Raw genomic sequence first — 21,395 nt, forward strand, 5'->3', positions numbered from 1 at the left:
GCATTACGTTGTAACCAATCGTGCCCCTACCGCGTGGTCTATTTACCTGAAAATTGCTGTAATTATCCATTGGGTAATAGTGCTGATTCAAGTTTAAATATAGGACTTTGATTTGATTTTTGAACCATAATCTAAAATTCTGAATACTTTTGCCATGCCAACTTTGCTGCACCCACCATCCCAGCAAATTTTCCTAACTGCGCTGGCAAAATTTGTAAACCCTCTCGTGATAAAGGCTGCACTCGCTTCTCAATTTCTGCCTTCACTGCTGGTAAGAAAAACTCACAGCTACCACTGATACCGCCACCTATGACGATCGCTTCTGGTGTCAGCACATAAACTAAAGTTGTCAAACCAATACCCAAACACACACCATATTCTTGCCAAAAAGTCAAGGCTGCGGCATCTCCTTGTTGGGCAAGAGTACCCAATTCGATGGGTTCCTTGAGAGTACGGCGACGAATGGCAGTAGCAGAGGCATATTGTTCCAAAGAGCCTTGATTGCCGCTATTGCACATTGGCCCGTCAGGGTTGAATGAAATTAAACCGAGTTCTCCAGCAGCTCCTTGATGTCCAACAAACAATTTGCCATTGAGGATAATTGCGCCACCAACTCCAGTTCCCAAAGTTAGGAGAATCAAATTTTGAAAGTTGCGACCGGCTCCTAACCAAGCTTCTCCCAGAAGAGCGCAGTTAGCATCATTACCAATTACGGTTGGTTTACCAGTTTTAGTTTCCAACCAGTCTGCTAAAGGCACATCGATCCATCCAGGTAAGTTAATGGCAATTTTTGCAATGCGTGCTGCCGCATCGGCCGGGCCAGGAGTCCCGACACCAATGGCAACACTTTGATTATCTGGGTCAATTTGAGCGATCGCATCTACCAATACCGCCAGCACCGCCTCCGGGGTTGTTGGTTGCGGAGCTGTCAAAGTCAAAGATTGCAGGCAAGTACCATCAGGTGTAAAACGCCCCAGCTTAATTGCTGTTCCCCCGACATCAATGCCAATTACTTCATTTGTCATTTGTCATTTGTCATTTGTGATTGGGCATAGGGCATTGCGCACTTGTACTGAGCGTAGCGTCTCGTAGAGAAGTATTGGGCATTGGGCATTGGGCATTGATTATTTCCCGCATCCCCGCGTCCCCCCGTCCTCATCTCCCTCATCTCCCCCACTCCCGACTCCCTATTCCCCACTCCCTAATTTCTCAGGGTTTTAGAATTTTGGCACGGAAATATTCTAAATTTTCTGTCTTATTGGGTGCGGGTCGTAAATTAGCAACAGTCATGGTACGAACACTCGATTGTTCTTGCCAAGCTGTAACTGGAGTACCTCTTAAGATACCAGCAAGGGCGACGGAAAGCATAAATCCGCCAGTAGCGGCAGCAATTAATGTCAGGTTATCTTTCACACAAATCTCTCTATTGTTATTCGTAATTTGTAATTTGTCATTTGTCCTTTGTCCTTTGCAAATGACCAATGACTACTTTCGGATTCTATTTTCTCTTCGTAAACGAGGATTGACAAATTCGTTTAACCCTTCACCAAGTAGTGATAACCCTACCACCATGAATGTCATCGTTAAACCAGGGAAAAGAGTAGTCCACCAAATGCCGGTAGGTAGAGCTTCCAGTGCTTGTTTTAAATCGTATCCCCATTCTGGCACTTCTTCTGGAAGTCCTAGCCCCAAAAAGCCCAAACCGCCCAATACTAAAATTGCATCAGCGGCGTTGAGGGTGAATAGGACGGGTACACTTTGAATGACATTGAAAAATAGATATCGAGAAAGCACAACCCAAGTGGAAGCCCCCATTGCTTGAGCAGCTTCGATGAACACTTCAGTTTTGACGCTAACGGTGTGGTTGCGGACAACACGGTAATATTGAGGGATGTAAGCAATGCTAATGGCGATCGCTGCATTCAATATCCCACGCCCCACCACAAAGGCCAGTGTCACAGACAACAGCAGCCCTGGTAAAGTGTAGATGCTATCCATAATAAACAGCAACACTTTATCCAGTTTCCCGGCGAGATAACCACTCAGCATCCCCAAAGGCACACCGATAATCATACTCAACGCCGTTGCCAAAATTACTACTTGCAAAGCCGCTTGAGCGCCGAACAGTGTGCGAGAGAAGACATCATAACCCAGGCGACTAGTACCAAACCAATATTTAGCCGATGGTGGCTGGTGAATTGGATTCGAGAGAAAATCTTTGGGGTTTTGTAGCCATCCCCAAGCCTGGAATACGGGAGCGAAGAATGCCAGAAAGATGAAAAATAGGGTAATGGCTAACCCGATGAGCATGAGTTTCTGAGAAAGATTGGGATTTTTAGCGAACTGGAAAAATGTTGGCAACTGCCGTTTTGTGATGGCCATGTGCGATCGCCTGGATCTAGCAAGATACGCTGACCATTTTACATATTGGGGACTGGGGATTGGGGACTGGGGACTGGGGATTTGGTAAAAATGTCCCATAAAATTGAGGGACTGGGCATTGGGGACTGGGGACTGGGGATTTGGTAGAAATGTCCCATAAAATTGAGGGACTGGGCATTGGGGACTGGGGACTGGGGATTTGGTAAAAATGTCCCATAAAATTGAGGGACTGGGTATTGGGGAATGGGGACTAGGGATTTGGTAAAAATGTCCCATAAAATTGAGGGACTTTAGATTGGAATGATATGCAAGATAGAGGTTTTGAGTCTTTAGACTTCTATCAAGATAGCCTCAAGCTGCTAAAAGCGGCTTATCGATTGGCAGATAGTTTGCCGAGTTGTGAGCGTTACAATTTGAGCGATCAATTACGAAGAGCAGCTTGCAGTGTTTTACTGAACATAGCTGAGGGCTATGGACGCTATCACTATTTAGATAGATTGCGTTTTATGTACATTGCTCGCGGCTCATTGACTGAAACCAAAAGCGCTTTCATTATTGCTGAGAGCTTGGGCTACTGCAACACAGAACAATTAAACTGGGTCAGTCAGCTTAAAGACCGGATTGAAAAAGGTCTTAACGGTTACTGTCGTTTCATTCGTTCCCAACAACAGGGTAAAGAAGAGTACGGCACTCGACTGGGGGATTGGTGATTGGGGATTGGGGATTGGTGATTGGGTATTGGGGATTGGGTGTTGGGTATTACCAGTTAAAATAATTATTTCCCAGTCCCCAGTCCCCAGTCCCCAGTCCCCAGTCCCCAGTCCCCAGTCCCCAGTCCCCAGTCCCCAGTCCCCACTCTCCATTCCCTAAAGATTACTTTCAATCAACTGCCGATATTCGCTCTTTTGCTTGACGCCTTTGACTTCCTTCACTAATTCCTTGTTTTTGAACAATTGAACCGTTGGCGTTCCTGTAACGTTAGCATTTTCAGCAATATCTCGGTCTTTGTCTATGTCAATTTCCACAAAGTGGATTTTGCTGTCAAATTCATCCACCACTTTATTTAAAATTGGCTTCAAGGTATGACAAGGGCCGCAGCCAGGAGAGACGTATTTAACTAGGAGTAAGCGATCGCTTTCGTGGAATAATTTCCGTAAAGCATAACCTCCCTCATGACGGGTTGCACTCAAATTAAATCCAGCTTCTTCCTCAGCTTCGGTCTTTTTGGCTGGTTGATGTTCTAATTCGTTATCTGCTGTCTCTGGCTGTTGATGGAATTCTTGAATCAAGCCACTGGAAGATAACCAACGTTCTGCCAACATCGCCGCCATACAGCCAGTACCCGCAGCGGTAATTGCTTGCCGAAATTCATGATCTTGTACGTCGCCAGCCGCAAAAACGCCCTCGACACTGGTTTCCACAGAACCGTGCTTGGTGACAATGTAACCTACCTCATCCAGTTCCAATTGCCCCTTAAATAAGGAAGTATTGGGAGTGTGACCAATGGCGTAGAATAAACCCTTCGCGTGCAGTTGACTTTCTTCACCAGTTTTGGTGTTGCGGACTTTTACCCCTTCCATGTGTCCGTTACCGAAGATATCCACAGCTTCTGTGTTCCAATGCACCTGGATTTTGGGATTACTCAAAACTCGGTCTTGCATGGCTTTAGAAGCCCGCATTTTATCGGTGCGTACCAACATATTTACCTTAGAACCATACTTGGTGAGGTAAATAGACTCTTCCGCCGCAGAGTCCCCAGCACCAATCACAGCTAGTTCTGCACCGTGAAAAATCGGTGTTGCACCATCACAAATTGCACAAGCTGAAATACCCCGACTCCAGAATTGCTGTTCGCTGGGTAAACCCAAACGTTTTGCTGTCGCACCAGTAGCAATCACGATGCTGTTGGTTTTGATTTCCCTTTCTTGCGATCGCACTGTAAATGGACGCTGACTGAAATCAACTGATATCACATCTTCAGTATATAGCTCAGCCCCCCAGCGCTCCGCCTGCGCCTTCATCTTATCCATCAGTTCCGGCCCGGTAATCCCTTGGGGAAACCCAGGAAAGTTCTCGACTTCCGTCGTTGTCATTAATTGCCCACCAGGCAATCCCCCGGCTTGGAAACCTTCAAATACAACGGGTTTCAGGTTAGCACGTCCAGCGTAGATGGCGGCTGTGTACCCTGCTGGCCCAGAACCGATAATTACCAAGTTTTCTACAGTTGGGTTACTCATGAAAATACTATGAACTCATAACGACTACGCTTAATATAGCATAACAAATTGCGATCGGCTACACCAGATGGGAAGCGATGGGAAACGCCTACAGTACTATGTGCTCAATACTTGCCAAAGATGCTCTTAGAGTGCGGTACTTATGATAAATACAGAAGTATTTTCCATAATATTATGTCTTTCACCGTTGCAGATTTAGAGCAGCTACAAACCGAACATCCAGAATGGCAGATGGAGTTGGTAGAGGGGAAAATCATAGTTATGGGGCCATCAGATTACGAGTCAGAGGAAATTGGCACTCGCTTGAGTACCTTCTTAAATATTTGGGTTATGTCGCGCAAACTAGGGCGAGTAACTGGTTCTAGCGCAGGCTTTATACTACCGAGAGCAGAAGGCGCACAAGAGGACGATTCGGAAAAAAGAAACCTGCGATCGCCTGATGTGTCTTTTGTGAGGGGCGATCGCTTGAAGAAGACGAAGCGCGACTTTGTAGAGTTACTTCCAGACTTGATGGTTGAGATTAAATCTAAAAGCGACAGAATTAAGCCACTTGAAGAGAAGATTCAGCTATTTTTGCAACTTGGGTCTGTGGTCGGCATACTGATTGACCCTGACAAATTGACAGTAACGGTCTATCGACTAAATCAAGCTCCAGTAGTGTTGCACAATGGAGACACACTTACACTACCAGACTTGCTACCAGGTTGGGAACTGGCGGTATCAGAATTGTGGCCACCTGAGTTTGAATAACTGACTTCCACAAACAAAATTGAAAATCTAGTAGGGTGGGCAAACCCATATTTTTAGGTTCTGGGCAGTGCTTATTCTACGGTTATTGAGCAAATTTCAGGTTTTCAATACATAAATTTTGAGATTGTGATAGAACTTCCTAGAAGTTGGGAATACTCAAAATTGGGTGTGCCGCTAACTTAGGCAGCATGGGAAATTTTCGCGTGTGTGTCGTAGCTCCAGAAATGAGTTTGTCTAGCGGTGCAATGCACCAAAACAAAATTAGTAACAGGAGCAATTTCAATGACTAGCCCAGCATCTGAGTTATTAGAAAAAATTCGTCAGCAATTTGATGCTTCTCCTTATCCAAGAGTTCCTCTTGATAAATCTCCTAAAGATAATATTAGTTCACTCTACATTCATAACTTAGTTACACCTTACTATTTAAAAAATCAAAAAGTTATCGAAACCAAAGGAAAAATAATTTTAGATGCTGGATGTGGAACTGGTTACAAATCATTAATTTTAGCAGAAGCTAATCCAGGTGCAAAAATTGTTGGAGTTGATATCTCAGAACAATCGATTAAATTAGCTCGAAACCGCTTGGAACATCACGGGTTTGACAATGCAGAGTTTCATGTATTGCCAATTGAGGAATTAGCAAAACTAGATTATCAATTTGATTATATTAATTGCGATGAACTTTTGTATTTATTTCCTGATTTAACTGTTGCTTTACAAACAATGAAATCTGTTTTAAAGCCTGATGGCATTATTCGCAGCAATCTACATAGTTCAATACAGAGATTTAATTATTTCTGCGCTCAGAAAGTCTTCACAATGATGGGTCTGATGGATGAAAATCCAACAGAGTTAGAAATGGATATTGTCATCGAGATCATGAAAGCTTTGAAAGATAATGTCAATCTCAAAGCTAGGACTTGGAATTCGGGTTACGAAGGAGAAGACGGAAAAGAGCGAATTTTAATGAATTACTTGTTTCAAGGAGATAAAGGGTACACCATTTCTGATATGTTCACTGCTTTGAAAGCCGCGGACTTAGATTTCATCAGCATGGTTAACTGGCGACAGTGGGACTTAATGAAGTTATTCAAAGATCCAGATAATTTACCTGCTTTTCTGGGGGTAAGCTTACCAGAAATTTCTATAGAACAAAAGCTACAACTATTTGAACTGATACATCCTGTTCATCGGCTAATTGACTTTTGGTGTGGTCATCCCAACCAAGCAAATTTTGTCCCAGTTTCAGAATGGACTGACTCTAACTGGCAAGGGGCAAAGGTGCATCTACATCCTCAGTTAAAAACTCACAATTTTCAAGAAGACCTTCTAGCCTCTGTTACAGAGTGCAGAATATTTCCCATCAGTAACTATTTATCCTTAGTTGAAGAATTTATCGGCATAGATAGTTCATTGGCACTTTGCTTGTTACCTTTGTTAGAGCAACCCCAACCGATGAAGTCTCTTGTAGAGCGTTGGAAACAATTTAGACCTTTAGATCCTGTAACCTTAAAGCCTACGGATGAGGAGCAAGCCTTTTATATGGTGCAACAGCTGCTACTGAGACTGGAGAATCTTGGTTATGTAATGTTGGAGTGCCAATCTGGTTGATACAGCAGTTTTCAATAGTCTGCAATACATACATTAGGGGCGCACATCTGTGCGCCGTATCGCGCATTAATCCATAAATGTGAGCGGCTTAAAACAGGGTATGAGAACGACTATTGCTTGTCAAAAAATTTTTTTGAGTGGTGTGATAGGAAACTGATCGCAACTGGGTAAGTTACATTCAGAACACACAAGCACTTCCTACCCCAGGGAAAACACTTATGAAAAGCGAATTGAAAGCAAAGTTTATCCAACACATTATCGGTAAAAAGAAGGAAAACGAAGGTTTTACACTTATTGAATTATTGGTAGTAATTATCATCATTGGGATTTTGTCAGCGATCGCACTACCTTCTTTCTTGAACCAAGCCAACAAAGGTAAGCAATCTGAAGCTAAACAGTACTCCGGTTCTATGAACCGCGCTCAACAAGCATACTTCCTAGAAAATGGTGAATTCACTACTGACCTAAATAAATTAGGCATGGGTATTAGAAGCCAAACTGAGAACTACAAGTATGAAATTGGTAGTAGTTCTACTAATAATGGCGTTGCTAACAATGGTGTCTCTCTGAAAGCACCACTGAAATCTTATGTAGGTGTTGTAGCTTTATCTACACAACAATCTACTAGTGAAGCAACCACTTTGGCAGTTTTGTGTGAGTCTGACAACGTTGGCGTTGGTTCAACACAAAACGCAGCATTTACTAATACAACTCCAGTAGAACCAGCTTGTCCGACGAATTTCTCACAATTGAAGTCTAAGTAAAAAAGTTTAGCTGTATCAACTTTGACTGAACATTTGATGAGTGGGTAGTGTAAACTACCCACTTTGATTTTGCTTTAAATTCGCTAATATTACTCTTCTGGCATTCTTGGCTATGACTTCTGTACAAATTCATACTGATATCACCCTTTCAGAGCAGCAAGCTCAACAATACTTCATGAAAGGCAACTACAGTCATGCTGCTAGTTGTTATGAGCAAGCTCTTGAAGCACAACCAGAAGTGAAAACGCACTACTGGAATTTAGGATTAATGTTGCTCTTGCAGGAGCAAGAAGCAGAAGCGCAGATGACTTGGATGTTGGGTATGGCTGATGGTGAACCCCAACAGGTTGAGCAATGGACAGTTGAATTATTAGTGGTTCTGCAAACTGAGGCTGAACGCAGGGAAACGCTAGCAGATTATTCAGTTGCTTGGGCAATTCGCCAACATATCCGGGAAATAAATCCTACAGATGTTAATAATATATTGTATTTAATTGAGCTAGCTATCCAACTGGAAACATTTACAGGTGATGAATTAAATTCTCTAGGTGTGATTGAGTTACTTCACTCAGAAGAAATTGTAAATGTTCAACTATTATTGCAAGTGTTTGAGAGTATTCTCAATTATGCCCCTTTGCATCCCTTAGTCTTAGAGTTTGCAGAAGCTTGTTTAGTTCATGTTCGTGAACCTAAATCTTTTATTAATATTTTGATTCCAGCTACAGTTAAAATTGCCCAGTCGATGTGGGAACCCCAAATTGCAGCACATCTGATTAAACTAGGTTTAAGACTGGAACCTAAAAATTTGGAGATTTTGCGGCACTTGACTGCGTTTTATCTCAAGGCTGGTGATTATTCAAAAGGCATAGAAACAGCCAAGCTATGTTTTTCTATATCAAATACATTACTCGATCAAATATTTGCAACACATCTGCTGCAACGAGGATTAATGGATGCTCCTGGTTATTGGCAGGAAGCTTGTGGAGTTTTGCAGCAGCAAGAATCTCTATTGATGTCTTTGATTGCAGAACAACCTACAAATATTGTAGCAGCTAGGGTTCTTCGTCTGTTTAATGCTAACTATTTTGCACCTTACTTACGAGACGATCCTTATAAAAATAGACAAATTCAGAATCAAGTGGCACAACTTTGTCAACTTAATGTGCAAGAATATGGCAGGGAAGTAGTAAATAAATATAAACAACTTAACTTAAATAATAAAAATAAGCTAATAAAAATTGGATACCTATCCCATTGTTTATCTAGACATTCAGTCGGCTGGTTGGCGCGGTGGTTGATTCAGCATCACAACCACGAAAAATTTGATATTTATGGCTATTTTGTAAATTATAAACAGATAAACGATCCGCTACAAGAATGGTATAGTCACCAATTCACTCAAGTTTATAAAGGAGGAATTTATAGTGAAGATATCGCTGAAAAAATTTACCAAGATGAAATTGATATTTTAATAGATTTAGATAGCATCACTTTAGATGTTACTTGTGAAATCATGGCGCAAAAACCTGCACCTGTGCAAGCAACATGGTTGGGTTGGGATGCTTCAGGAATACCAGCAGTTGATTACTTTATTGCTGATCCTTATGTTTTGCCAGAATCTGCTCAGGAGTACTATACGGAAAAAATCTGGCGGTTACCCCAAACTTATATAGCGGTGGATGGTTTTGAGGTGGGTGTACCAACTCTACGCCGGGATTCTCTAGATATTCCTAATGATGCTGTCATTTATCTGAGCGCTCAGAGAGGATTTAAGCGACACCCTGATACAGCGCGATCGCAAATGAAAATTATCAAAGAAGTTCCTAATAGCTATTTCTTGATTAAAGGATTAGCGGATTCTGAAGCTGTGCAGAAATTTTTTATGCAACTAGCAGAGGAAGAGGGTGTAGAGTGTTCACGGTTGCGTTTTGTACCCCAAGATTTCTCTGAAGCTGTCCATCGAGCAAATTTAACTATTGCTGATGTCGTATTAGATACCTACCCTTACAATGGAGCTACGACAACCTTAGAAACACTGTGGATGGGTATCCCCTTAGTAACTAGAGTTGGACAGCAATTTGCGGCTCGTAACAGCTACACCATGATGATGAATGTAGGTGTGACAGAAGGTATTGCTTGGACTGATGAAGAATATATAGAGTGGGGTGTGCGCTTGGGGAAAGATGAAGCTTTACGTCAGCAAGTGGCTTTGAAGCTGAAAGCATCCCGACAAACAGCACCTTTATGGAATGGTAAGCAATTTAGCCGTGAAATGGAGAAAGCTTATGAGCAGATGTGGCACAGGTATATTGAAGGAAAATAATTACAGGACTTACGCAAAAGAAAGTAGGGGGAATTCATGAATTACCCCTACCCAAGAATAAGATTCTCAGTCATATATTGCATAAGTCCTGAATTAGTTAGCACCATAGAGGCGATCGTGGGGTAGCACAGATGTGCTGCCCTGCTTTGTGTATTCAATTGAGATAAAATCTGCTAGCTATCCAACAATTTCATTGCAGCACATATAGTTGATTGCTCAAGCTCTCAAGTTGACGAGATGGCAGGTTTTCTGCTTGTACTTGCACTATAGCTTGTTGATCTTCATGTTCCAAAACAATTCGAGCATAAATATTAGGTAGCAAGGCTTCCCACTGAATATCAGCCAAATTTCCCACCAGAGAAATTTCTAACCCTTCAGTAACATCTAAATCTTCTTCAACTAAAAGATTCATAGCTACACTAGACAAAAATAGTTCGGCATCCTCAACAGGAATGTTACCAGTATTGATAAGTAAGGTAGTTTTTTCACTACTCGTATTAGTTGCTACCGCCTTCATCACTCGTTGCAATTCTAAACCGATTAACTCTTCTGGTTGCGACCAATCTGGGAAAATAATTAAATTAATTTCTTTGAGGTTTAAAGACACAAGAGTAGCATCAATCAAAGCAGAACTTACAGTTTCCGCCATTTTTAACCACGAGAATTTTTTCGCCTGTGCCAAACCAGCAGCAATTAATGAGTTACGAATACCAGGTTTTTGCACATCGCAAAGTGCATTTGCGAGTTCATCTACATTACTATCATCTACATATATTGCCGCTTTTCCTGCCACTTCTGGAATTGAAGCATTCGGACAAGTGATAACTGGACAACCGCAAGCCATTGCTTCAATAACAGGCATACCAAAACCTTCGTATTTAGAAGGATAAACCAGTGCCACAGCACCAGAATAAGCTGTTGCTAACTCTTCATCACTGAGTTGCAGCATATGAACAATACTACCGGATGTGTAGGCTCTAAACTCAGGTGCTAATAAACCACCGCTTCCTGTACCAACAATATCAAATCCATAGCTATTACTAAGTTGGGAAAGAGCTTGGAAGAATAAAATACTATTCTTATAGGCACTTCCAACACCTACCAAAATAAAGTATGGTTTTGTAATTCCATATTTGGATTTAAAAGCATTAATTTCTTCAAGCTGACATGGAGAAAAAGTACTTTTAACTCCGCAATGAGCAACAGTCACAGACTCTAAAGATATATCAGGAAAACAGTTTACTAAGTCACGCGCCGTATGTTGAGAAATTGCGATATGGGCAGATGCATATTCGATACCATAATGTTTTTCTCGCCACATAGGATTATTCATATCCCATCCCATAACTTCTGGAATCATGTCATATGCCATGAATACAGAAGGCGTTGTAGTGGGGGTAGTATAGTAAGAAGATATAAACAAACTTGCACCTTCTTCATCACACACTTGCTGTAGTATTTCCCTATCAGCAACAGTATCATTGTAGTTATAAGGTAGTAAATTACGATACTTAATACCAGGAATTTTGGGAGCGGTTCCAGCACGGTCAAGCACGACAATATGCTTTGCAAATCCATTGTTAACCCATTCTTCTAATAAAGATTTCCAAACACGGGCGATGCCTGTTTGGTAGAGTTGAAAGAATACAGCATCAACTATGATTTTAAAATTTGAGCTTTCAGGTTGTGAGAATTGGTTTAGTGTACCAGAGTCTATATCTGTAGAATTCTTGATTAATTGTATTTTTCTAGATCTGTTGACAGTGTGACAATCTAAAATTTTTGATTCTAATTGATTATTAATCCAATTTAATATTCTGTGAATTCGACATTCAAGTGTATGTTTTTGATAACACAGTTCGTGTCCTTTTTCAGCAATATCTTCAGTTAATTCAGCATTGGAAATCAGATAATAGATATTAGTAAGTAAATCCTCTGGGTTGTTAGCGTCATAGTAAACAATATTTTCCCAATTTTGAAATAGAGCATTAGATTCTATACCCAAAACTTCATTTTGAAGCAACAAGCCACCACATGCCATTATTTCAAATGGACGAGCTGTTAACGTCTGCGAATTTGATGGCAAGTTCAAAAGTATTTTATAAGAACTAAGTTCCTTGACATACTCTTGCAAAATCTCAAATTGTTGCTTTGAGTCATTGAGATTGCTAGAAAAAATATCTATATTTTTAGATTGGCCTAATACTTCTATCAGCTTTTGGCGTTGTTTATAACTATTTTCAGTAAAGTAACGGGGTGCATTACCTCTAAATAATGCACGGTTTAATCTTTCTGAAAATTTCTGATGACTTTTAAAGTATTCAGTATCAATAGCAAATGGTAGAAAAATTACAGGTAAAGATATACCTAGTTGCTTTTGTAAAAAGTCTACATCAGGTTCATGATGGCAAATTAAACCATCGACACAAGGAATTGTATTTGTAATTGCTTGGTGCATCTGGTACTCCCATGCAGGAGTGTTTTGTACAACTTCTGCTGAGTAACACTCTTGAAGTAGTGCTATTTTAATTGTTTGAGCTTGATGCCATCTTTCTTGCCATTTAATACTTTTATGTAGTGGTTGAGAATGCCAGTCAAAACCAAGCATTAATATAATGTCTGCTTGCGGATTCTTGAGATATTCAAACAAGCCATCGTCATGTATTGGTTCTTCTCCTCCCCATGCTGCAATTGGTCTAAATACCTGATTAAGTAAACCTTCTCGCTCTAAAGTATTTATCCATCCTTGTGAAGCAGACCACCCATGAATTCCAGTTGCTTGTAAAACGACATCTATGCGTAGATTGTCATATCGATGATTATTCATAATTAATCTCTCGATTAAACTTAATTACTCTTATATTGACTGGTAGTTTGAACAGCTAGTTAATCCTTTTAATTAATTTTTATTCAACTAGCAAAGGATTCAATTTCTCTAAAATATAACTTTTTAAATCTTGAATATGTAATGAAAAAATACTATCGGCTCCTACTTGGGTTATTATTTTTTTGTCTTCGTTTGATAAAATGATCCGTGCATGTATTTTTTCTAAAATAACTTTCCATTGCTTTTCACTAAGATTACTTGTCAAAGAAATTACTGGCTCGTAGTTTGTAATATCTAAATCATATTGTTGAATTAAATTAAAAGTCACATCAGATATAATAAAGTTTGCGTCTTCATCATCAATACTGCTACTATCTATCAACAGACATAAATGAGAGCAATTATTATTAATAATCGTTCTAATTATGTTAGTTAAATCTTCATAAAGTAATTCTTCGGTTTGCTGCCAGTTTGGGAAAATAATTAAGTTAATATCTTGAAAATTAAATTGTTCAGATGAGTCATCTTCATCGTTTTCAGAAACAGACGCAACAATCTGCTGCTTTTCAGTAGATAGTAAAAAAGAACAAAATAAATTTAGTAAAGGATTAGCTTCAGATGTTGTTAATAAAGAAGCAAGTGAAGCCATTACTTGAAGAGAGTTACTGCATTTTAGTCCCTCTCGAATTAGAGCAATAGCAGCACCTATGTCCTGATTATTTAGCATCTGCCTTGCCCTACTCAAAGCATCGAATGCATAATACTCTCTAGCTTTAGCAGATAAATCGGTAGCAGTTTTGTTAGGTAAGTAGAATTGGGAAATCTCTATAGCCTTACGGGTATCAGCAATATTTGTGCCAGTTAGGTTCAATCTAGAGGACTCTGAGGCAGAATGTAAACGGAAACATGCTAAAATTTGAGGCTCATACCAAATTGGGTAGTGTGCCGCGATTCGTTTCCACATCTCCCAATCAGCAGCAGAACCTGCTTCTGAACAAAATCCACCGAATTTTTCATAGGTACTGCGTCTGACTACAATAGCGGGAAATTGAACGCGTTGCATTGTAGCGATTAACTCTAGCCAGTTGAAAAGGATACCGGATGTCTCCCTTTCTAGTAGAGACAAAAATAGCCAGTTACTGTTTTTATCTATATAACTATGGCGGCAAAATGCTGCTCCAACGCTAGTTTCTTTTTCTAAACTTGCTTGTAAACGATTATAAAACCCAGGCATGACTATATCATCTTGGTGTAATATGTGAACCCAATAACCACGCGCACGTTGGATACAAGCATTCCAATTACCAATTAAACCTAGATTTTTAGGTTGTCGATAAAAATCAACCCTGCCTTTACCTACTCGCTGAATAATTTCTTCTACATCACCTTCAGTAGAACAATCATCAACAACCTCGATTTGCATTATCTCAGATGTTGGTGCTTGCTCTAAGACACTTTTTAGAGTCTGTTCTAAGTATTTTGTATTGTTATATGCAGGAATCATCACAGACCAGAACGGTCTATCAATATCTGTAACTAGTTTAGGGACAGCCGGATAATCAATAGGTTCAACAACTGAACTTGTAGCCGCAAAATTACTGTCAATTTGTATTATTGAACTTGCTGTCTGAGCTACCTGTAACTGCCAGTTAAGTTGTTGTATTTGTTGATGTAGAGCTTGACTTAACTGTTTATAAAACTGTAATTCTGCAAAGGTTGCCTGACGAACGTTCGCTTGAGACTTTGAATGTTGTCTGTACTCTAGAATGGGGAATGGTACTCGTACAGCATTCCATCCTGTCTTTACAATTCGTAAGAAAAGATTATAGTCCTCAGGTAAATTTGCTTGCTCAATATAACCTCCAACTTCATAAAATGCTTGTCGCCTATACATTGAAGATCCATGTATAAAATTACCTTTTGTTAATAATTCGTGTTTGGTAGCATCATTGAAATCTGGAAAGTTAATTACAAAAAAACTATCTCCTTTGATAGAGCCGCGCCGATTTTGTGGGTAAGAATCGTATACTACCTTAGCTCTAGAACCAAACAAGGCAAAGTCAGAGTAAGCTATGGCTACATCTGGAGATCGATCAAGCACAATTGAGGTTTTTTCAATAAAATCACTTCTATATCTGTTGTCAGCACCCAAAAAAGTAATATAATCTGATTTGGTTAGGCTTATAGCCTTGTTAAAGTGTTTTACTATGCCGAGATTTTCCTCATTTCTATTAACTTTAATTAAATGAGGATATTTACTACGATAAAATTCAGCTATTTCATATGTATTATCATCAGATGCGTCATCTGTAATTAGAATTTCATCAGGCATTCTAGTCTGACGCAACACTGACTCTATTGCCTCAACTAGCAATGAGCCATAGTTATATGATGCAATAATAACACTGATGGTAGCCTTCTTAAATATAGTTTCATTAGTTACAGTGATCCGATTTAAACAATAAATATCCGTATCATTACCTTGATGACAAGATAAGCCTCCTACAAATCTTTTCTTAATTTCTTGAACTACTATTTGATTAAAATTTCCATAGGGATAAGCAAACCAATTAAATCCTTTTGGATCTATTTTTCTTAAACCCGGAGGAATTTCCAATTCAAATATGATATTTGATATATCTTGTTCTTTTGTTAAATCAGGATGAGACTTAGTGTGCCATTGTAACCTACCATTGCTTTCAACTAATACGTTTAAGTCTTCTAAGGTCACAAATTCCGCTAATGGTTCTGGCTGGTCAAAAGAATTATTTTTACCTATATAATCACTTGATATAAACAATTCAAAAGGATAGCCAAATTCATGGAGTATAGGTACTGCGTAATCTAAAACATTTTTGTAAATACCATCAAATGTGATTACAAATTGATTAGAATCTTTGGGGTTATACTTATCTAAGTAAATGACATTTCTAGATTTTAATTCGAGCATCTGTCTGTAAAAATTATCAACAGATACCCACCACATTGTCGGGCTATCTAAAAAAATCTTATGATACATTAAAATAGTCATTTTATGTAAATCTCCAATCTTTGAGTATATTCTCTATATCCAAACAGATAATAATCAAGCATTAGATAAGGAAAACGAGCTTTATACCATTCATCAATATGGCAACATATAAGGATGCCATCATCTACGATTAGTTGATTGATCAGTAAATAAATTAGATTATACGAATTCCCAATGTATTGAGAGTACAAAACACCTGTTATAATTACTAATTCAAACTTTTGTTGAATTTGTTCAGGAATTTCAAATATAGAAGATTGAAGAAATTTCACCCTACTAGTTTCATGAGCTTTTGCTTGCCGTATGGCATTAGATGAAATATCGACTCCTAGTACATTTTCTCCAGGTAAATCTCGTGTAATAAACCCATGCCCACAACCTATATCAAGAACGTGCCTATAATTTTTGTTAGGAATTTCACTCAAAATTGTTTCTTTTCTTTTCTTGTCATCAGGCGTGATTTCATATTGCCAAGGATCATTCTGTTGATAAAATGCTTCTAAATCTTTTGGGGATTGCAACATAGTTATGATTTTGTGCTTAATGAGTGTATTTGTCTAGCGATCGCCCTTCCCTTCTTGCTTCTTAATCTGCTCTAATACAGTTTTGTAATCTTCCCTTTCTGGGTGCAATTTGACTAGCTTCTCTAAAGGTTCCATCGCACCCTTAGCATCCTTCAGTTTCAACCGCAACAAAGACAGTTTTTCTAAAGCAAGTTGGTTTTCTGGTTCCCGTTGTAAAACCAACTCGTAGCCCTTCACCTGTTTTTGTAGTACAGACTCAGCAGAAGGAGACGCAATTGCTGACTTAGGACTTTGAATAGCCTGTTGGATTGCGGGAATAGCTGCAAAGACCGTAGAACCAACAAACGACACTAACGACACTATCGTTACAATCCTTTGTCGCCGCTCAATCTGCTTTTTACGGGAAATTAGGTATTCTTCCCCTGAACCAGCCATGTCTCAATAGTTGCTGTGGTAAATACTTAGGTATCAGCAAGCCTCCCGTTATGAGGATACCCACCTGCTCAAGAGAAACTAACATATTGACTGGAAATTTTTCACACAAAATTCAAAACCTGGCTCGGAATATAAACGAGGTCTGTGCTAAGCCAATCCTAGACGGAGAATTTAATGAGGCGATCGCCCCCCTTCCAAGCAAAACCCTCTGCTGTACCTAAACAGCACAACCCAATACTTTTTATTCTCTGTCCTGAAGATTAAAACTATATGAAGATTTGCGATAAATTTGCTTAACTATAGATGTTTGCGATATTGTAAATAACGTTTAAATAAATATAAAGGGTAGACATTCCTACTCGATTGCAAACTTCATAGTCAGTCAAAAACTTTCAAATTAGCCCGTGTTCCATCGTTTCTTCGACAAGCACACCTATTTTTTGTGACTAAAAGAAATAAACTTTTACCAATCCTCCTCACTCAGGTGAGCAGTGCAACTTACCCTTTATCGACCTCATCCCTTAACCCCTGCCCGATTTCTCCAAGCAGTTGAAGGAGTGCCTAGCACAATTAGAGTATTCTGGTGGTGATTACCGTACAAAAATGAATTTCCCAGTAATTGAGTAGAGTTTGTTATGGTATAGTTAGAAAGTTAAGACTAGCTTTACCAAATTACACCACTCTACGAGCCGGCAACAATTGCAGAATGGAAAGCAGTTTTAATTAAGCATTTACCAAACAAAATCTGAATTCAATCGAGGTTATGACTCAGCAAGTAATTCACCCAATGGTGAAATTGCAGCGTAACGTGCAATCACTCATAGAATCGAACATTATCAAGCCAAGCGATAGTATCTGGAAAATCGCTTTGCTCTACGGCAATGAATGGCAGCACTGGAAACAAGAACTGCTAGACTTTGGCTTTAGTATGCAAGACCCAATTAGCGAATTGTTAGATGTAGAAGCTTGGGATGAAGAATAGGGCATTGGGGACTAGGGACTGGGGACTGGGGATTAGGGACTAGGAAATAATTCTTTTAACTGCTAATACCCAATCCCCAATACCCAATCCCCAATACCCAGTCCCCAGTCCCCAGTCCCCCTATTGACAAGCAGCTAAGGCCTCCGCTAATTCCTTGGCAGTCTGATAGCGATCGCGTGGCAATGGTTCGGTAACGCGGTCAATAACATCTCTTAATTGGGAACTAATAGTAGGAACTTTTGCCACATCAAACCTGAAGTGTCGCCCCTGTTGGCGGTAATACTTGAAAGGGTTTTCGCCCGTGAGCAGAAAAATCAGCGTTGGCCCAATTGCATATAAATCAGATTGCGTCAAAGGTTGTCCTCGTTCTTGTTCGGGAGCGCAGTAACCTTCTGCCCCAATACGAGTACCAGGCAGTGTACCAATTTCCTTAACTGCACCAAAATCCAGCACCACTATGCGATTTTGAAAGCTTCGCACCATCAAGTTAGCGGGTTTTATATCGCGGTGGATCAGTGGAGGCTCTTGGCTATGAAGATAGTCTAGAATATCGCAGGTTTGGATCATCCAGGCGATCGCTTGGTTTGGCGTTACTGGACCAGTGGTAGAAATTCGTTTCTCTAAATCTTGTCCGTGGATTAGTTCCATTGCCAAGAATTTTTTTCCATCTTCCACAAAGAAATCGTAATACTTGGGAATTCCAGGATGCTTGAGAGATTTGAGAGTATACGCTTCCCGCTCAAATAATTCTTGAGCTTTGGCAATTCTCACCATATCAGCATTCATTTGCTTCAACACCAGTAGTTTTGGCATACCCGCAATCAAACCAGCCGCATCCCAAGCGAGATAGGTAGTACCCATCCCTCCTTGTCCTAGAGTTCGCAACACCTGATAATGGCGAATCTTCTGTTGCACTGACAGGGGTTGACCACAGTGGATGCAAAAGAGATTATTCGGGGAGTTACCTTCGTGGGTGCAAGTGTAGGATAAAATCCCAGGATTTTTTGCTGAGGAGACTGTTGGAGCTGCGTTTTCCAGCGTTTCTTGGATCTCTTGCCAAGGCAACCAAACCTCCGGTGGTTTTACCGCCTGGATTTGGAATTGCAGTATTGGACCTCCTTGTGCCAGTTGCAAAAGTGAATTATCTGGTAACAGACTTTGGATCACCAGGACACCATTGAGGAAAGTTCCATTTGTGCCCTGACTAATTAGTTGCCAAGCACCGCCATTGCTGGCAGCATCCACTTGTCTAAGTTCTAGATGATACCGAGAAACCAAACTATCAGTTAAAACAACATGATTGTCTGCTGCTCGACCAATCCGAATTATGGAAGAGTTTTCAAAGCACCACTGATGGAGCGGCGTTTTCTGTTGCGGTTCTAACAGGGTCAGAGTAACCACAATATAACCTGTAAGGTAAGGGGACTGGGGATTAGGGATTGGGGATTGGGTATTGGGTACTGGGGATTGGGTATAAAGAATTTTATCCTAGTTCTCAGTGCCCAGTCCCTAGTCCCCAGTCCCCAGTCCCTTCTTTAACTTTCAAGATTTGGGCGCACTTTTGCCCGAATCAGTATAGCAGTAATGTTGTCGTGACCATTGTGTTGGTTTGCCAAATCAATTAAGTCTGTAACGCCCCGTTCTAAGTTCGCGCTAGAACTCAGTAAGGGTTCTAAGTGAGTCTGCCAATGGGTTTCTAGTAAATCATTATCTGATAAACCGTCCGATGCCAATACTAGAAGGGTATCTTCATTGATCTCGAAAAAGCCCACATCGGGATTAATGGAGTTTTCATCACGAGGCCCCAATGCTTGAGTGAGTTGGTAGGCATCCGGGCGGGCATAAGCTATACTTGCTTCCACTCCCCTAGTAATTTCACGTTGCCCGACTTCGTGATCTACTGTGACTTGTTCTAATCCCTGTTTGCGGGTCAGGCGATAAAGGCGGCTATCTCCCACATGAGCGACTGCTGCTTGAGTGTCTTGAATTAAGAGCATTACCAGAGTTGTACCCATGCGCCCAACTCCAGAACGAGCATCTTGTTGATTGAGCTTGTAAATCGCCTCATTAGCTAAATAAACTGCCTCACGAATGCTATTTTCGGTTGGCAGTTGATTAGGAATCCAGTGTTCTTGGAAATATTGCCTGAGGGTGTTGACTGCTAACTCGCTGGCTACCTCGCCGCCAGCGTGTCCACCCATACCATCACAGAGGATATACAAACCATGCCCTTCCAGGATTCGAGTTTTGGGCAACTCCAGTTTGTCAATTTTGGTTTCAATACCAAAGTAGTCTTCGTTATGATGACGTTGACGCCCGACATCTGTGCGTCCTGCATCTTCCAAGCTACTTAATTGCATTGCCAGCACAACAGTTGGCATATCATCAGTTTTACTAATGATATCTTCTGGTTCTTCCGATTGCAGGATAGTAGGCACAACAGTATGTTTCTCCTCTATTGGGGGCAAAGTTGGGGTTCCTAGTGCTTCCAGTTCCACAGAGATTTCCTGCAAACGCGATCGCAACTGTGCGATCGTTTCAATTTTACCTGCCTCTAAATCTCCTAACATCTGCACTACAGAGCCAAATTGAGTGCGTTGAGTCTGTCTAAATAGCGTTTGCCAAACCCGCCCCAAAGCTTGGATGGTTAAGGATTGCTCTGAAATAACAGATATTTGGGCTTGGTCATCTTCTAGCGACTCGGCGATCGCCTGACTATTCCCTGATTCCACATACAATCTCTGTAGCGCCAGCGTTTGGTCTTCATCCAATCGCAAATTCGACAATTCCAACAGACTTTGACGACAATTCACTGGTTCCAATATTGCCCAAAGTTGGGTCATTTGATAACACCAGTGTAAAATTTTTAACGAACTCGTTGTCTCTTCTTGCCACAAATCGAGTAAAAGTTGCCAATCCGAACGGTCTTCGATTACTACTACCTGTTTATCACCTTGCTGCCATGCATCGTGAATCCGTGGTATCCCTGGCTGACCTTGGTATTGTAAAGCAATATAAAGTTTAGCAAGGCTAGGAATTACATTTGTTGGCACTGATGGCGTTACCAGATCCGATTGCTGATTTCCTAATATTGCCTCTATAGGTGATATTTGATACGGTTGGCAGTCTACAACTCTTGCCTCTGCCTCAGTAATATTTTCTAAACTAGGTAAGGTATCTAACAATTGATAGCGCTGCTGAGAGTCTAAATAGGAGCCTAATGTTATTTCAGGGTTAGGGGGAGGGGGTAGAGGGGATGAGGGGGATGAGGGAGAATTTACTTCCCCTGCTTCCCCTGCTCCCCCTGCTCCCCCTGCTCCCTCATCTCCAGTCCCTTCTTGAGTAATAATTGCCCAAAATACTGTTCCGCATTCTGTGCCACAGTTGTGACAACGTAGGGCATTCACAGGAACATCGGTACTGCATTCAGGACAGATTTTGTGAGTCAGGGACGTGCCGCATTTTTGACAGAATTTGTTGGTATTAGGGTTTTCAAATTTACACTGAGGGCAAATCAGCATAGTGGAAG

Annotated in this window: 16 protein-coding genes; 6 read left to right on the plus strand and 10 right to left on the minus strand. The window is 40.6% G+C overall.

Annotation, left to right across the window (positions count from 1 at the left end; all coding sequences use genetic code 11):
- Nucleotides 1-131: 131 nt before the first annotated feature.
- From IQ276_RS22940 to IQ276_RS22950, 3 genes are all read right to left on the minus strand, one after another.
- Nucleotides 132-1,025 carry an ROK family protein gene (locus tag IQ276_RS22940; RefSeq protein WP_193923111.1) on the minus strand — a complete coding sequence of 298 codons (894 nt, stop codon included), beginning with the start codon at nt 1,023-1,025 and terminating at the stop codon, nt 132-134.
- A gap of 184 nt (nt 1,026-1,209) precedes the next feature.
- Nucleotides 1,210-1,413, minus strand: coding sequence for a hypothetical protein (locus IQ276_RS22945; RefSeq protein WP_221707300.1), 204 nt, complete (start codon nt 1,411-1,413; stop codon nt 1,210-1,212).
- 72 nt (nt 1,414-1,485) lie between these two features.
- Nucleotides 1,486-2,382, minus strand: coding sequence for an ABC transporter permease (locus IQ276_RS22950; RefSeq protein ID WP_193926124.1), 897 nt, complete (start codon nt 2,380-2,382; stop codon nt 1,486-1,488).
- 305 nt (nt 2,383-2,687) lie between these two features.
- Here IQ276_RS22950 and IQ276_RS22955 point away from each other — a divergent pair, with 305 nt between their 5' ends.
- Nucleotides 2,688-3,092, plus strand: a complete 405-nt coding sequence (locus tag IQ276_RS22955; protein WP_235115890.1) for a four helix bundle protein — start codon at nt 2,688-2,690, stop codon at nt 3,090-3,092.
- 156 nt (nt 3,093-3,248) lie between these two features.
- Here the strand turns inward: IQ276_RS22955 and trxB are convergent, their stop codons facing one another.
- Complete coding sequence (trxB, locus tag IQ276_RS22960) at nt 3,249-4,619, minus strand: thioredoxin-disulfide reductase (RefSeq protein ID WP_190881175.1); 1,371 nt, start codon at nt 4,617-4,619, stop codon at nt 3,249-3,251.
- A 174-nt stretch (nt 4,620-4,793) separates the two neighbouring features.
- Between trxB and IQ276_RS22965 the strand changes: the two genes are divergently transcribed.
- From IQ276_RS22965 to IQ276_RS22980, 4 genes are all read left to right on the plus strand, one after another.
- On the plus strand, nt 4,794-5,369 hold the full coding sequence (locus tag IQ276_RS22965; RefSeq protein ID WP_193916795.1) for a Uma2 family endonuclease: 576 nt from the start codon (nt 4,794-4,796) through the stop codon (nt 5,367-5,369).
- A gap of 282 nt (nt 5,370-5,651) precedes the next feature.
- A complete protein-coding gene (locus IQ276_RS22970) occupies nt 5,652-6,980 on the plus strand; it encodes a class I SAM-dependent methyltransferase (protein ID WP_193916797.1) in 1,329 nt (442 codons plus the stop codon).
- A 218-nt stretch (nt 6,981-7,198) separates the two neighbouring features.
- Nucleotides 7,199-7,744 (plus strand): type IV pilin-like G/H family protein, encoded by a 546-nt coding sequence (locus IQ276_RS22975; RefSeq protein WP_193916799.1) that lies wholly within the window; start codon nt 7,199-7,201, stop codon nt 7,742-7,744.
- Between the two features lie 112 nt (nt 7,745-7,856).
- A complete protein-coding gene (locus tag IQ276_RS22980) occupies nt 7,857-10,067 on the plus strand; it encodes an O-linked N-acetylglucosamine transferase, SPINDLY family protein (protein ID WP_193916801.1) in 2,211 nt (736 codons plus the stop codon).
- 190 nt (nt 10,068-10,257) lie between these two features.
- Here IQ276_RS22980 and IQ276_RS40735 read toward each other — a convergent pair whose 3' ends face one another.
- The 4 genes from IQ276_RS40735 to IQ276_RS23005 all read right to left on the minus strand — a co-directional run bounded on the left by IQ276_RS40735 (nt 10,258) and on the right by IQ276_RS23005 (nt 16,884).
- Nucleotides 10,258-12,894, minus strand: coding sequence for a glycosyltransferase family protein (locus IQ276_RS40735; protein WP_309245604.1), 2,637 nt, complete (start codon nt 12,892-12,894; stop codon nt 10,258-10,260).
- A gap of 79 nt (nt 12,895-12,973) precedes the next feature.
- Nucleotides 12,974-15,925, minus strand: coding sequence for a glycosyltransferase (locus IQ276_RS22995; protein ID WP_193916803.1), 2,952 nt, complete (start codon nt 15,923-15,925; stop codon nt 12,974-12,976).
- Nucleotides 15,922-16,449, minus strand: coding sequence for a class I SAM-dependent methyltransferase (locus IQ276_RS23000; RefSeq protein ID WP_193916805.1), 528 nt, complete (start codon nt 16,447-16,449; stop codon nt 15,922-15,924). The genes IQ276_RS22995 and IQ276_RS23000 overlap by 4 nt, the downstream gene beginning before the upstream one ends.
- Before the next feature lie 33 nt (nt 16,450-16,482).
- Nucleotides 16,483-16,884 (minus strand): tetratricopeptide repeat protein, encoded by a 402-nt coding sequence (locus tag IQ276_RS23005; RefSeq protein ID WP_193916807.1) that lies wholly within the window; start codon nt 16,882-16,884, stop codon nt 16,483-16,485.
- A 763-nt stretch (nt 16,885-17,647) separates the two neighbouring features.
- On the opposite strand from IQ276_RS23005, the gene IQ276_RS23010 reads away from it, so the two are divergent.
- The gene (locus IQ276_RS23010) at nt 17,648-17,866 is read left to right on the plus strand and encodes a DUF4327 family protein (protein WP_073642389.1); all 219 of its coding nucleotides are present in this window, start codon (nt 17,648-17,650) and stop codon (nt 17,864-17,866) included.
- A 120-nt stretch (nt 17,867-17,986) separates the two neighbouring features.
- Here the strand turns inward: IQ276_RS23010 and IQ276_RS23015 are convergent, their stop codons facing one another.
- Nucleotides 17,987-19,267 carry an FHA domain-containing serine/threonine-protein kinase gene (locus tag IQ276_RS23015; RefSeq protein ID WP_235115891.1) on the minus strand — a complete coding sequence of 427 codons (1,281 nt, stop codon included), beginning with the start codon at nt 19,265-19,267 and terminating at the stop codon, nt 17,987-17,989.
- Between the two features lie 134 nt (nt 19,268-19,401).
- Nucleotides 19,402-21,387 (minus strand): serine/threonine phosphatase, encoded by a 1,986-nt coding sequence (locus IQ276_RS23020; RefSeq protein ID WP_235115892.1) that lies wholly within the window; start codon nt 21,385-21,387, stop codon nt 19,402-19,404.
- Between the last annotated feature and the right edge of the window lie 8 nt (nt 21,388-21,395).

It is taken from the genome of Desmonostoc muscorum LEGE 12446 (assembly GCF_015207005.2).
In the GTDB taxonomy this organism is placed as follows: Bacteria; Cyanobacteriota; Cyanobacteriia; order Cyanobacteriales; family Nostocaceae; genus Nostoc; species Nostoc muscorum.

Coding starts and splice junctions, on each gene's coding strand:
- IQ276_RS22940 (WP_193923111.1), bottom strand. CDS start 1,025: ATGACAAATGAAGTAATTGGCATTGATGTCGGGGGAACAGCAATTAAG.
- IQ276_RS22950 (WP_193926124.1), bottom strand. CDS start 2,382: ATGGCCATCACAAAACGGCAGTTGCCAACATTTTTCCAGTTCGCTAAA.
- IQ276_RS22955 (WP_235115890.1), top strand. CDS start 2,688: ATGCAAGATAGAGGTTTTGAGTCTTTAGACTTCTATCAAGATAGCCTC.
- trxB (WP_190881175.1), bottom strand. CDS start 4,619: ATGAGTAACCCAACTGTAGAAAACTTGGTAATTATCGGTTCTGGGCCA.
- IQ276_RS22965 (WP_193916795.1), top strand. CDS start 4,794: ATGTCTTTCACCGTTGCAGATTTAGAGCAGCTACAAACCGAACATCCA.
- IQ276_RS22970 (WP_193916797.1), top strand. CDS start 5,652: ATGACTAGCCCAGCATCTGAGTTATTAGAAAAAATTCGTCAGCAATTT.
- IQ276_RS22975 (WP_193916799.1), top strand. CDS start 7,199: ATGAAAAGCGAATTGAAAGCAAAGTTTATCCAACACATTATCGGTAAA.
- IQ276_RS22980 (WP_193916801.1), top strand. CDS start 7,857: ATGACTTCTGTACAAATTCATACTGATATCACCCTTTCAGAGCAGCAA.
- IQ276_RS40735 (WP_309245604.1), bottom strand. CDS start 12,894: ATGAATAATCATCGATATGACAATCTACGCATAGATGTCGTTTTACAA.
- IQ276_RS22995 (WP_193916803.1), bottom strand. CDS start 15,925: ATGACTATTTTAATGTATCATAAGATTTTTTTAGATAGCCCGACAATG.
- IQ276_RS23000 (WP_193916805.1), bottom strand. CDS start 16,449: ATGTTGCAATCCCCAAAAGATTTAGAAGCATTTTATCAACAGAATGAT.
- IQ276_RS23005 (WP_193916807.1), bottom strand. CDS start 16,884: ATGGCTGGTTCAGGGGAAGAATACCTAATTTCCCGTAAAAAGCAGATT.
- IQ276_RS23010 (WP_073642389.1), top strand. CDS start 17,648: ATGACTCAGCAAGTAATTCACCCAATGGTGAAATTGCAGCGTAACGTG.
- IQ276_RS23020 (WP_235115892.1), bottom strand. CDS start 21,387: ATGCTGATTTGCCCTCAGTGTAAATTTGAAAACCCTAATACCAACAAA.